This window comes from Luteimonas saliphila, assembly GCF_016774335.1.
In the GTDB taxonomy this organism is placed as follows: domain Bacteria; phylum Pseudomonadota; class Gammaproteobacteria; order Xanthomonadales; family Xanthomonadaceae; genus Luteimonas; species Luteimonas saliphila.
Genome location: NZ_JAETWA010000047.1, coordinates 131,991 through 144,214 on the forward strand (window position 1 = coordinate 131,991; position 12,224 = coordinate 144,214).

The 12,224-nt window shown below is 69.4% G+C and carries 11 protein-coding genes; 3 read left to right on the plus strand and 8 right to left on the minus strand.

Features of this window, described 5'->3' with window-relative positions; genetic code table 11:
* Nucleotides 1-144: 144 nt before the first annotated feature.
* On the minus strand, nt 145-1,188 hold the full coding sequence (locus JMO03_RS19025) for a rod shape-determining protein (RefSeq protein WP_149102380.1): 1,044 nt from the start codon (nt 1,186-1,188) through the stop codon (nt 145-147).
* A 212-nt stretch (nt 1,189-1,400) separates the two neighbouring features.
* Between JMO03_RS19025 and JMO03_RS19030 the strand changes: the two genes are divergently transcribed.
* Nucleotides 1,401-2,333 carry a carbohydrate kinase family protein gene (locus JMO03_RS19030; RefSeq protein WP_202845344.1) on the plus strand — a complete coding sequence of 311 codons (933 nt, stop codon included), beginning with the start codon at nt 1,401-1,403 and terminating at the stop codon, nt 2,331-2,333.
* Nucleotides 2,334-2,748: 415 nt separating this feature from the next.
* Here JMO03_RS19030 and JMO03_RS19035 read toward each other — a convergent pair whose 3' ends face one another.
* The 6 genes from JMO03_RS19035 to JMO03_RS19060 all read right to left on the minus strand — a co-directional run bounded on the left by JMO03_RS19035 (nt 2,749) and on the right by JMO03_RS19060 (nt 10,239).
* Complete coding sequence (locus tag JMO03_RS19035) at nt 2,749-3,483, minus strand: hypothetical protein (RefSeq protein ID WP_425491863.1); 735 nt, start codon at nt 3,481-3,483, stop codon at nt 2,749-2,751.
* Nucleotides 3,484-3,683: 200 nt separating this feature from the next.
* Nucleotides 3,684-4,646: a peptidoglycan-binding protein gene (locus JMO03_RS19040; RefSeq protein WP_202845345.1), complete on the minus strand. Its 963-nt coding sequence runs from the start codon at nt 4,644-4,646 to the stop codon at nt 3,684-3,686.
* A 238-nt stretch (nt 4,647-4,884) separates the two neighbouring features.
* Nucleotides 4,885-5,847 (minus strand): alpha/beta fold hydrolase, encoded by a 963-nt coding sequence (locus tag JMO03_RS19045; protein WP_202845346.1) that lies wholly within the window; start codon nt 5,845-5,847, stop codon nt 4,885-4,887.
* Nucleotides 5,848-5,856: 9 nt separating this feature from the next.
* Nucleotides 5,857-7,872 (minus strand): M1 family metallopeptidase, encoded by a 2,016-nt coding sequence (locus JMO03_RS19050; protein ID WP_425491864.1) that lies wholly within the window; start codon nt 7,870-7,872, stop codon nt 5,857-5,859.
* 74 nt (nt 7,873-7,946) lie between these two features.
* Nucleotides 7,947-8,705, minus strand: a complete 759-nt coding sequence (gene ubiE, locus JMO03_RS19055; RefSeq protein WP_202845347.1) for a bifunctional demethylmenaquinone methyltransferase/2-methoxy-6-polyprenyl-1,4-benzoquinol methylase UbiE — start codon at nt 8,703-8,705, stop codon at nt 7,947-7,949.
* Between the two features lie 58 nt (nt 8,706-8,763).
* Nucleotides 8,764-10,239, minus strand: coding sequence for a metallopeptidase domain-containing protein (locus tag JMO03_RS19060; RefSeq protein ID WP_202845348.1), 1,476 nt, complete (start codon nt 10,237-10,239; stop codon nt 8,764-8,766).
* A gap of 136 nt (nt 10,240-10,375) precedes the next feature.
* On the opposite strand from JMO03_RS19060, the gene JMO03_RS19065 reads away from it, so the two are divergent.
* Together JMO03_RS19065 and JMO03_RS19070 are read left to right on the plus strand one after the other, a co-directional pair.
* Nucleotides 10,376-10,828 (plus strand): nucleoside deaminase, encoded by a 453-nt coding sequence (locus JMO03_RS19065; protein ID WP_202845349.1) that lies wholly within the window; start codon nt 10,376-10,378, stop codon nt 10,826-10,828.
* A gap of 5 nt (nt 10,829-10,833) precedes the next feature.
* Nucleotides 10,834-11,658 (plus strand): D-hexose-6-phosphate mutarotase, encoded by an 825-nt coding sequence (locus JMO03_RS19070; protein WP_202845350.1) that lies wholly within the window; start codon nt 10,834-10,836, stop codon nt 11,656-11,658.
* A gap of 91 nt (nt 11,659-11,749) precedes the next feature.
* Here JMO03_RS19070 and JMO03_RS19075 read toward each other — a convergent pair whose 3' ends face one another.
* On the minus strand, nt 11,750-12,190 hold the full coding sequence (locus JMO03_RS19075; RefSeq protein WP_202845351.1) for a hypothetical protein: 441 nt from the start codon (nt 12,188-12,190) through the stop codon (nt 11,750-11,752).
* Nucleotides 12,191-12,224 lie beyond the last annotated feature (34 nt).

A 12,224-nucleotide genomic window follows, 5' to 3' on the forward strand; every position in this document is an offset into this window, starting at 1 on the left:
GTGATTGGGGAAGGGTGATTCGTGATTGGGAACAGCAGGGCCCGCCTGCGCGGCCACGGCCGGGCGCGTCGGCCATTGAACACGGAGAGGTGACACGAAGCCTGTGCCCTTCGAATCACCCGTCACGAATCACCGATCACGTCCCTACTCCGACGCGAAGAACTCGTTCCCGTGCAGGTCCAGCAGTTCCAGCGCGCGGCCACCGCCGCGGGCGACGCAGGTCAGCGGATCCTCGGCGACCTGCACATGCAGGCCGGTTTCCTCGCTGAGCAGGCGATCGAGGTCGCGCAGCAGCGCGCCGCCACCGGTGAGCACGATGCCGCGCTCGGCGACGTCCGCGCACAGCTCGGGCGGGGTCTGCTCGAGCGCCTGGCGCACGGCGGCGACGATCCCCGACAGCGGCTCGCGCAGGGCGTCGAGCACCTCGTTGGAACTGATCTTGACCATCTTCGGCACGCCTTCGGCGAGGTGGCGGCCGGAGATTTCCATCTCGACGTTGCGCTCCTGCGGGTAGGCGCAGCCGATCTCGATCTTGATCCGCTCGGCGGTGGCGTCGCCGATCAGCATGCCGTGGTTGCGGCGCACGTAGTTGATGATCGACTCGTCGAAGCGGTCGCCACCGATGCGCGCCGACTGCGAGTAGACGATGCCGTTGAGCGCGATCACCGCGACCTCGGTGGTGCCGCCGCCGATGTCGACCACCATCGAGCCGCGCGCCTCGGTCACCGGCATGCCGGCGCCGATCGCGGCCGCCATCGGTTCCTCGATCAGGGAGACGTCGCGGGCGCCGGCCTCGAGCGCCGAGTCCTTGATCGCGCGCTTCTCCACCTGGGTCGAGCCGCAGGGCACGCAGATCAGCACCCGCGGGCTGGGCCGCAGGAAGCGGCTCTTGTGCACCTTGCGGATGAAGTGCTTGAGCATCTCCTCGGTGTAGGTGAAGTCGGCGATCACCCCGTCCTTCATCGGCCGGTGGGTGGTGATGTTGCCGGGGGTGCGGCCGAGCATCTGCTTGGCCTCGCTGCCGACCGCGGCGACCGCCTTCTGGCCCCCGGAACGATCCTGGCGCACGGCCACCACCGAAGGCTCGTTCAGCACGATTCCCTGCCCGCGGACGAAGATGAGGGTATTGGCCGTGCCCAGGTCGATGGACAGGTCGTTGGAGAACATGCCGCGGAACTTCTTGAACATCAGGGGCCGGCGTCCGTCAGGGGAATGTCACAGGGGCGGCTAGCCTAGCAAAAAAGCGCTTTCCCGCGGCTGCGGACGCCCGGATCGGGTCGCGCGACAGCTTCCCGTACAGCTCGCCTCGTCCCCCAAGTGCGGCGCCCGGTCCGGCGCCGCTGGCCTGCCCCCCTCGGCCCGGCTACCCTAACCGCCATTTTGACTGCCCGAGACGCCCGATGTCCGCCCTGATCTGCGGTTCCCTGGCCTACGACACCATCATGGTGTTCCCCGACCAGTTCAAGAACCACATCCTCCCGGACAAGGTCCACATCCTCAACGTCTCGTTCCTGGTGCCGCGGATGCGCCGCGAGTTCGGCGGCTGCGCCGGCAACATCGCCTACAACCTCAAGCTGCTCGGCGGCGACCCGGTTCCCATGGCCACCGTCGGCCAGGACTTCGGGCCCTACCGCGAGTGGTTCGAGGAAATGCAGATCCCGCTCGACCGGGTCAAGGTGATCGACGAGCTGTTCACGCCGCAGGCCTTCATCACCACCGACCACGACAACAACCAGATCACCGCCTTCCACCCGGGTGCGATGATGCGCAGCTACGAGAACCACGTGCGCGACGTGCCGGGCGTCACCATCGGCATCGTCAGCCCCGACGGTTACGAGGGCATGCTGCAGAACGCGAAGGAGTTCGCCGAGGCTGGCATCCCCTTCATCTTCGACCCCGGCCAGGCGATGCCGCTGTTCAACGGCGAGGAACTGCGCGCCTTCATCGAGCAGGCCGACTACGTGACCGTCAACGACTACGAGTCCAACCTGTTGCAGGAGCGCACCGGCTGGAGCGAGCAGGACATCGTCGGGCGGGTCAAGGCCTACATCATCACCCAGGGCCCGAAGGGCGCGCTGATCCACACCCCGGACAAGACCCACCACGTGCCGCCCGCGCACGAGCGCCGCATCACCGACCCCACCGGTTGCGGCGACGCGTTCCGCGCCGGCCTGATCTTCGGCATCGAGAAGGGCTGCGACTGGATGACCATCGGCCGCATCGGCAACCTGATGGGCGCGCTGAAGGTCGAGCATCCCGGCACCCAGAACCAGCGCTTCGACTACGACGAGTTCAGCGAGCAGTTCCGGCAGCAGTTCGGGTACGCGCTTTAGGGCCTCGTCGCGCGATCGATCGAAGCCTGCAGCTCAGGCTTCGTTGCTGTCCTCTTCATGCGGGTTCGTGATCCGCGGATCCGGAGGACAGTTTCGCTGCGCAGGAACCGGAATCTTCAGTCCGGAAGGCCCTTTCTTTGGTTCGTTTCTTTGGGTCAGCAAAGAAATGAGCCCGGCCGCCGCAGGCGGCCGGAACGCTTCTGGTCTCGAGTCGCAGTCCAATCCGGCTGCAAGGAACCTCTGAGAAGGTCTGGTTTGTCATTTCGAGCGCAGCGAGAAACCTCGAGCGATCAGCAGCATGGATTTCTCGCTGCGCTCGAAATGACACTTGGAGGATCCCAAGCAAAACTGCAGGACTCTTCAGCGCGGGTAACGTCCGGGCAGGGTGCGCCCGACGCTCGCACCCATCACACGCTCAATCCCACCCCGGCATCTTCCCCCGCTCCAGCCCCGCGACCTCGAACTCCGCGACCTGGTTGCCGACATCGCGCGTCGGGAACTCGATGCGCATCCGTTTCGCATCCCTCGTCAGTCGCCACAGCGCCTTCTCGTCGTCGATGAACATGGCGATCGCCTCGTCGGTCTTCGGACGGTTGGCCGACATCTTCCTCGGCGCCTGATCGTCGATGGCGACGGTCACGCTGCACTTGCCGTAACAGGCCTTCGCGAAATCGCCACCCGGCAGCACGAGGTAACTGCTGCGCCCCCAGTCGGGGTGGTCGCGGAAGATCAGGCGCACCGGTTTGGCGCCACTGCCGTCCACGTCGAGGGGGTCCCTCGCATAGATCGCCGCGGACACCTGGTTGCCGCCTTTTACCGACTGCGTCTGGTAAGCCCACAGCGCGGCGGTGCGGCGCGCCTCGTTCTCGGCATCGCCCTTCGCCTTCGCCTCGTCGTGCTTCGGACGCACGCGGTCGGCCGCCTCGGTGGTCGGCCACTTCGCGAGCAGGATGTCGCCCTGCGCCTTGGCCAGCGACCAGTTGCCGTCGGCGACCGCGGCCTCGAAGGCGCGCTCGGCCTCGGCGGCGGCCTGCTCGTTGGCAGCGGCCAGCGCAGCGGCCTGGGCGGCGGCTTCGGCTTCCCGGTCCTTGCAGCCGGCGAGCAGGGACATCGACAGCAGCACGGTGGCGGCGAGCGGGACCAGCTTCATGACGCGGCAACTCCTGGATCGGGGCCGGCGCGACGACGGAAGAGCGGCGGCGATGGCGATCAGTGTCGTGCGCAGCGCGCAAGGCTGCAAGCCGCAACCGGCGCAGCGACGTCGTTCGCGGCGCGGCGGGAGCCCGCCACGCCCGCGAAGATCCCCGCAACGCCAGGAAGCGTTCTCGCGGAAGCCCGACCGGAGATTCGTCAGTCGAGGTTGACGAATCCGTCCGCGCGCAGGTTGTCGCTGTTCACGCGTTCCCGCAGCTGGCCGGTGCTGAAGCCGTGGTCCATCTGGAAATGCGGCCGGTCGACCAGCCCGGTCCAGCGTCCGCCCCACTCCAGCCCCATCGACTCGCCGATGCGGCCGATCGCCTCCCAGTCGGTGTCCCAGCTGACATTGCCGTCGGGACGCAGTTCCGCCACGTCGAACGCGACGCCGTAGTTGTGGTAGCTCTGGCCACCGCGGGCGTTGGTCACGATCGGCCCCGGATTGCCGTTGCGTCCCTGCGCGTACAGCGCGTCCTGTTCGGCGAAGGAGCGGAAGCCATCGGTGACGCGCAACTGGATGCCCAGTTCCTGCTCGACGCGCTGGACGAACTGCGAGGCCACCGCACGCACCTCCGGATGCAGCCCCTGGATGCGGCGATCGGTCACCGCGTCGCCGGTCGCGACCACATCGCCGGTGACGGGCGCCACCGGCTGGTCGCCGCTGCGTCCGAGCGCGGACCAGGTATCGCGGCCGACGATGCCGTCGACGTCGAGGTCGCGGCTGGCCTGGAAAGCGCGCACCGCCTGTTCGGTGCGTGCGCCGAAGATGCCGTCGACGGCGCCGGGATTGAAACCGGCGTTGTGCAAACCTTCCTGCAACTGCGTCACCACCGGGCCGCGGTCCCTGCGTTCGAGGGTCGGCGTGGGGCCGGCCGGATCGACGAACGCGGTCGTCGGCGACACCGCGCCCTCGGGCAGGCGCAGCGCCTGGCCCGGATAGATCACGTCCGGGTTGAGCACCTGCGGGTTCGCATCGCGCATCGCCTTCAGGGTGACGCCATGGTCGCGGGCGATGGTGGACAGCGTATCGCGCTGTTGCACCGTGTACGCGGGGGTGTCGAGACTGGGGTCGTGCCCCTGGTGGGTAGTGCTGTCGGCGGATACGGCGGTCAACGCCATGGTGGACTCCTTGTCGCGCATCGATCCGGATGGGGTACCGGATAGATCCCACGGGCGCGATCGAGGCGCCACCCGGGTACGACCCTTGGCCGGGTTCGCCCGGGGTTGCGGGCGTGCCGAACTGCAAATGGGCGGAACGACGATCACGCCAACGGTGCGATGGTGGGCACAAAAACGCACGCCCCGACACGGCAACCGCTGGAAACGGCGCGAAGACGAAGACGGTGGCGCCCGGGCGTCAGGCCACGTCCGGCTCGAGCAGCGAGACGATGGCGTCGGCGACCTCGCCCGGCTGCTCCATCAGCGTCATGTGCCCGCTCTCCGTCAGCAGATGCCGGCGCGCGTGCGGGATGCGCTGCGCGTAGCGTTCCATCGCGCCGGGATCGATCACCCGATCGTAGGCGCCCCAGACCAGCAGGGTGGGCTGTCGGATGTCGCCGGCCTCCTGCCACGGCAGGAAGCGTTCGTCGCTGCGGCCGATACGGTCGAGCACCGCCTGCTCGAAGGCCGCCTCGCGCCGCCGCCATGCGGTGTACGCCCACGATCCGGGCCATGGCAGCGGGGGTCGGGCCCGGGCGTCGTGGAAGACCGTGGCGAAATAGCGCTCGAGCGTCGCCGCATCCGCGACCGCGAACGGATTGCCGCCTTCGAGCACCTCGAGGCCGAAGGCGTTCTCCGCGAACTCCACGCCGGCGGCATCGAGCAGGACCAGCGCCGACACCCGCTGCGGATGGCGGGCGGCCGCCAGCGCGGCGATCCCGCCTCCCATCGAGTGGCCGACCAGCACCACCGGGCCGCCGATGCGGTCGATGAAGGCGGCGACGCGCGCCGCCTGCGCCGCGAAACCGTAGTCCGCGCCTTGGGTGCGCTCGCTGTCGCCCCAGCCCGGCAGGTCGGGCAGCACCAGCCGGTAGCGACGCCCGAGCCGCGCGCTCAGCCGGTACCAGTTCTCCTTGCCGCCGGTATAGCCGTGGATCAGCAGCAGCGTGGCCGCATCGTCCGTCGCGGCCGCGCGTTCGACCCAGCACCAGCGGATGCCCTCGATCGTCGCCTCGTGCGCCGCGAAACCGGCCGCGAGGCGTTCGCGCAGGAACTCGGCGCGGATCAGTCGGCGCGGATCGCGCCAGGTGGCGACGCCGACGAGCGCGACCGCCAGCAGCCCGAGGACCGCGACCGCCGCCAGCAGCGCGCCGATCGGCATCGGCGCGCCTCAGTACGCCGGCGCGGCGCTGCCCTCGGCCGGGGGGGGCGCATCCTGGGCTGGCGGCGCGGGTGCCGGTACCGGCGCGGGGGCCGGCCTGGCCTCGGCGATCACCTTTTCCACCGACGCCGTCGTGATCGGGTGGTACCCGGGCCGCGCGTTCTCCAGGGCCGCCCTGGCCAGGGCCAGCCCGGGTTCGGTCTTCACCAGCGCCTCGTACACCGGGATGATGAGCTTGCGCCGGCCGATCTTCTCGACGAATGCCGTCCCGGCCTCGTACGCCGGCGTGTATCCGCTGCGGATCGCGAGCGGGTACCAGCGCATCGCGATCTCGCCATTGGCGGTGCCGGTGAAGTGGTAGGCCGCATCGAGTTGTTGCAGGTCGGCCACCGGCAGGGTCTCCGGCATTCCCTCGAGGAAATGCAGCCATTCCTGCGTGCTCCACGGGCCGGTGATCGAGGTCGGCGGCAGCTGCTTGCTGCCTCGCCAACCCAACCGCGCCGAATCGACGATGCCCAGCCGCGGCGACAGCACCTGCGGCGCACTGGCCGGGATGCCCGGACCGTAGATCCATTCCTGGATCTCGCCATCCGTCACCTTGCCGGGATGCGGGTCGAACAGGTGCTGCTTCGCGTACGCGAGGAAGGTTTCGGTGGGAATGCTCTGGAACGCGAAGTGGTCGAAGTAGCCGCGCAGGAACGGATCGAACACCTCGCGCCCGAAGCGCTGCTCGAGGAACTGCAGGAACCAGGCGCCCTTGTCGTAGGACACCTGGCTCAGCGCATCGTCGGCGTCGAGCTGCGTGCCCGGACGGATCGCCAGCGACTGCGTCGCCTCGGGCATGCCCTTGATCCCGCGCTTGAGCGCATCGCGCGCGATTACCCATTCCATGCCGCTGAACTCCTCGCCGTAGAGCGCCTCGACGATGCGGTTCTCCACGTAGCTGGTCATGCCTTCGTTGAGCCAGCCGTGCTTGGCGCTGGAGAAGGTGACGAGGTTGCCCGACCAGCTGTGCGCCAGCTCGTGCGCGATCAGCGACACCAGCGACTTGTCGCCGACGATCACCGTGGGGGTGATGAACGACAGCCGCGGGTTCTCCATGCCGCCGAACGGGAACGATGGCGGCAGCACCAGCAGGTCGTAGCGCTCCCAGCGATAGGGTCCGTACAGCGCCTCGGTCGCGGCGATCATCTTTTCGGTATCGGCGAACTCGGCCGCCGCCCGGTCGACCATCGACGGCTCGGCCCACACGCCGCTGCGCGCCGAGATCGGCTTGAACACGAGGTCGCCGGCGGCGATCGCCATCAGGTAGGAGGGGATGCGCTGCGGCATCGAGAACGCGTAGTCGCCGTCGCGCGCGGCCTGCGGGTCATTGTCGGCGCTCATCAGCACCATCACGTCCGGCCGCGAGCGCACGCGGGCGCTGTAGGTGTAGCGCACCTGCGGCGTGTCCTGCAGCGGCACCCAGCTGCGTGCGTGGATCTGCTGCGACTGGCTGAACATGAACGGCAGTTGCCCGCCCTCGGTCATGGCCGGTTCCAGCCACTGCAGGCCGGATGCCCGGGGCGACGTGCGGTAGCGCACGCGCACCTTCGCCGGGCGCTGCGGCGCCTCGATGGTCAGCTTGCTGCCGAGGTTCGGATCCCTGTCCGCGAGCGCGAACGCCAGCGGCTGCCAGGCCCCCTCCACATCGCCCTCGACCCCCTCGATCGCCAGGTCGCGGGTGTCGAGCACCAGTTGCGCGGCCTCCCCGTCCTTCCACTGCAGGGTGTAGGTGGCGGTGCCGGCCACGGTCTTCGTGTCGAAGTCGAGGTCCAGGTCGAGCGCCAGGTCGTCGATGGCGACCCTGGCGGGTTCGGCATAGGAGTGTTCGTCGGTATCGACCATGGCGGCGGGCCTGGGTGCGGGGGCATCCGCGGCCTGCGGATCGGCGGCTTCGCGCTTGCAGCCGGCGGCCAGCAGGCACGCAAGCACGAGGGCGGCGAGGACGGGACTGCGCGGAACGCGCATGGAACGGACAGGCATGGCCGGGGGAAGCCTCTGCGGAACGGGACCCCGGATTGTAGCGCCTGCAACCGTTGCGGCCGCCGCAGCGGCGATCAGGCCTTCCAGCCGTCGTGGATCGCGACGATGCCGCCCGACAGGTTGCGGTAGCGCGCGCGGGCGAAACCGGCGGCATCCATCATCGCCTTCAGCGCCTCCTGCGGCGGATGCCTGCGGATCGATTCGGCGAGGTAGCGGTAGCTCTCGCCGTCGTTCGCGAACAGCCTGCCCAGTCGCGGCAGCACGTTGAACGAGTGGAAGTCGTAAAGCGGCCTGAACCACTGCGCCTGCACTTCCGAGAACTCGAGCACCCGCGCCTGCCCGCCGACCTTGAGCACGCGCAGCATCTCGCGCAGCGCCGCGTCCTTGTCGGTGACGTTGCGCAGGCCGAAGGCGATGGTGACCAGGTCGAAGCTGGCGTCCGGGAACGGCAGCGTCTGCGCGTTGCACTGCACGTAGCGGAACCCGCGTACGTGGCCGCGGTCGACCATGCGGTCGCGGCCGGTGCGCAGCATTTCACCGTTGATGTCGCCCAGCACCAGTTCGCCGGACTCGCCGACGCGGTCGCGCAGCAGCGCGGCGATGTCGCCGGTGCCGCCGGCGAGGTCGAGCACCCGATCGCCCTTCTTCACCTGCGCTGTGGCGACGAAGTAGCGTTTCCAGACCCGATGGATGCCGAGGCTCATCAGGTCGTTCATCAGGTCGTAGCTGCCGGCGACCGACGAGAACACTTCGCCGACCAGCTTCTGCTTTTCGCCGACCGGCACCTCGCGGTAGCCGAAATGGGTGGTGCCGGACTCTTCGGGTGCGCTCATGCGCGCATTATCGCATCGGCCGCCGTGGACCGCGTGTCGCCGCGCCCGCCTCCTCCCCTCACTTGCGGCGCCGCGGGCCCTTGCCACCGGTGACCCGCGCGTCGCCGCCGACCACCAGCGTGAAGCCGGTCGCGGTCGTCGATTCGACATAAACGCTAAACAGGCCATCGGGCGACACCCAGGCCTCGCCGACCTTGAACATCGAGCCCTCGTTGTTGGCGGTGTCGGCCGGCGGCCAGTCGCTGTCCTGGCTCTCGGCCTCGTAGCGGTAGTCGCTGCCGACCCGGTGGATGATGATCGCATCGCCGGCGAGCCGGCCCTCGTAGTCGCCGATCGGACGCCGCGCCTCGACCGTGTACCAGGTGCCGCGGTACGGGTCGGGCGACTGCGGTGTCTGCAGCACCAGCATGCGGATGTTGTCGGGCAGACCGTTGCCGGCGGTGGGCAGCGGCAGGCTGGCGTAGTCGACCGCCAGACGCGTGCGCGCCGATCCCGCGGCGATCGTGCGCTTGCGCGCCGCGTCCACCCAGCCCAGCCGGTCGCGCTGCAGGATGTTGATGTGCTTGGGCCGCGAGCCGTAGGTCGTGTCCCGGACCGCGTTGCTCCAGCCGTCGCTCATCACGTCCCAGGGGTTGTCGTAGGTATCGTCGTCGCCATCGGAGTTGTCCGAGTGCGGCAGGCCGTAGCCGTGGCCCATCTCGTGCGCCAGCGGCGCCAGGTTGTTGAACGACCACGGCGGGTTCCAGGTGCTCGACCAGCAGCGGTTGACGCCGTCGAGCGTGGTGCAGCGGCCGCCGCCCCAGGCGTAGCCATCCAGGTCGCCGTTGAACATGAGGTTGATGCCGATGACCTGACTGAAGTCGACGTCGGCGTCGGCCGCGGCGGTACAGTCGTTGAACAGCGCGGTGAGGTCGGCGTCCTTCTCGCCGTCCTCCTCGGTCACGTAGTGCGAGCGCGGGTGCGGCAGCGCGTACCAGCCGCGCGCATCGCTGCCGGTGAGGTGGATCTTGTCGTAGGACACCTCGCGCCAGTAATGGCCCAGTTGCCCCGGCGCATCGCCGTACTGGTCGCGGAAGAACGTCACCGGCTTCTGTTCTTCGGCGATGTCGCTGAAGCGGCAGGCCACGGTGATCCAGCGGGTCGCGCCCAGCGTGGCCTTGGCCACGCCGTCGGACTTGCCGGTCAAACCATGCGCGCGTGCGGTGTCGGGCGCGTCGGCGGGCACGATCGCCTCGATCCTGCGGCCGCCGGCCGACGATTTCGCGACCGAAAACTGCACGGCCACGCGTCGATTGCCGAGCGCGTACAGGTCGCCGGCGCCACGGCGCGCCTGGTCCGGATCGAGGGGGATCCGCGCGCCGCTGTCCAGCACCAGCGCCGCCTCGAACTTCGTCGGGACGCTTCGGCGCCCGGACGCCGGCGCGGGATCCCCCCAGCGCAGTTCCAGCCCCCCCTGGACCACCTGCGCCTGCGCGAAACCGCCGCCGATCAGCCCGGCGAGCGCCAGCGCGGCGATTCCGAATAGGTTCTGCATGTTCCCCCCGGCGCGATGCGTGCCCGTCCGCACGATTCTGGGTGAGCCCGCGGGATGGGACAAGGCCGGGCGTCACGGTCCGCGCAGTGACGGCGAAGCGCGATATCGTGCGGGTTTCCCGTCCGGAGCGCCGACGATGCCGATCCCCGACCCCCGCGCCATGCTCGAAATCGCGATCGCCGAGGCGCGCCAGGGCCTGGCCGAAGGCGGCATCCCGATCGGCGCGGCGCTGTACCGCAACGACGGGACCCTGCTCGGCCGCGGCCGCAACCGCCGCGTACAGGAGGGCGACCCGTCCGTCCACGGCGAGACCGATGCCTTCCGCAAGGCCGGCCGCCAGCGTCGCTATCGCGACACGATCATGGTCACCACGCTGTCGCCCTGCTGGTACTGCAGCGGGCTGGTGCGGCAGTTCGGCATCGGGACCGTGGTGATGGGCGAATCGGTGAATTTCCACGGCGGCCACGACTGGTTGCGCCAGCATGGCGTGAACGTGGTCGACCTGCGCGACCCGGAGTGCATCGCCATGCTCGGCGACTGGATCGCGGCGAATCCCGAGGTCTGGAACGAGGACATCGGCGAGGACTGACGCGGATGTCCCAGCAGCACGAACCCTGCCGCTTCCACGGCAGTCCCTGCCTGCGGCTGCGCAACGAAGGCGCCACCGCGATCGTCGCGCTGCACGGCGCGCAGGTGCTGTCGTGGATTCCTGCGGACGGTCGGGAGCGCCTGTTCCTCGGCGCGCGCGCGAACTTCGCACCCGGCAGCGCCATCCGCGGCGGCATCCCCGTGATCTTCCCGCAGTTCGCGGGGCGCGGCGCGTTGCGCAAGCATGGATTCGCCCGCGCGCTGGACTGGGCGTTCGCCGGCGTCGACGGAGACGAGACCGTGTTCGCGCTGGATGACGGACCCGGCACCTCCGAATGGCCGTTTGCGTTCGCCTGCCGGCTGAAGGTCTCGGTGCGCGCGATGCGGCTCGCCGTTTCCCTGGAAGTGCAGAACCACGACGCGGCGCCGTTCGCCTTCACCGCCGCGCTGCACACCTACCTGCGCGTCGGGGACATCGCGCATGTGTCGCTGCAAGGCCTGCAGGGTTGCGACTACGAGGACAGCGCCAACGGCGGCACCCTGCATCGCGCGTCCGGTCACGCCATCGCGTTCGCCGGCGAAGTCGACCGCATCTACCGCGACGTCGTCGCGCCGCTGGTCCTGGCCGATGGCGTGGATCGCCTGCAGATCGGCCAGCGCGGCTTCAGCGACGCCATCGTCTGGAATCCCGGCGAAGCGCTTGCCGCGCGCATCGGCGACCTCGCACCCGGCGAGTACCGCAGGTTCGTGTGCGTGGAGGCCGGGAAGGTGCTGGAGCCGGTCGCGCTGATGCCCGGCGAGCGTTGGTGCGGAAGCCAGGTGCTGGGCTGACACCGGGCCGCTGTCAGGCCGCCCGTGTACGGGCTTGGTCGCTGCCCTCGCGAAAGGCGACCGCAAGTGGCCGCGGATCCGTCGGACGCGCTCAGCGCGCCTCGATCGTGAACGCGCCGAATGCCACGCCCAGGTCCCAGCCCTCGCCGGTGCCGGCCAGGGCCAGCGACACCTCGCCCTTGGTCATCGCCTGCGCCTTGCTCGACTTGACCGCACCGGCATGCGCCTCGGCGGCCACGTAGGTGCCGAGCACCTCGCCGATGCCGCGAACCGCGGAGAACTCGCCGCGACCGCCGCGGATCTCGGACTTGCCGAAGCTCAGGCCGCCGCCTTTCGCGCTGATCCGTACCGCCATCGCCTGTCCGTTGTCGCAACTGACCCGGCCCGTGCCCGATGCGGTCTTGTACAACGCCGACCAGCCGGCCATGTCGAAGTCGAGCCGGCAGGACACCTCTCGCGCCGACGCGGGCGCGGACGCAACCAGCAGCAGGAAGAAGGTCGCGGCGGCCGCGGGCAGGAAGGATCGGGACATGGGTATTGGCCGGCACAAGGTCGACCCGGAGCAT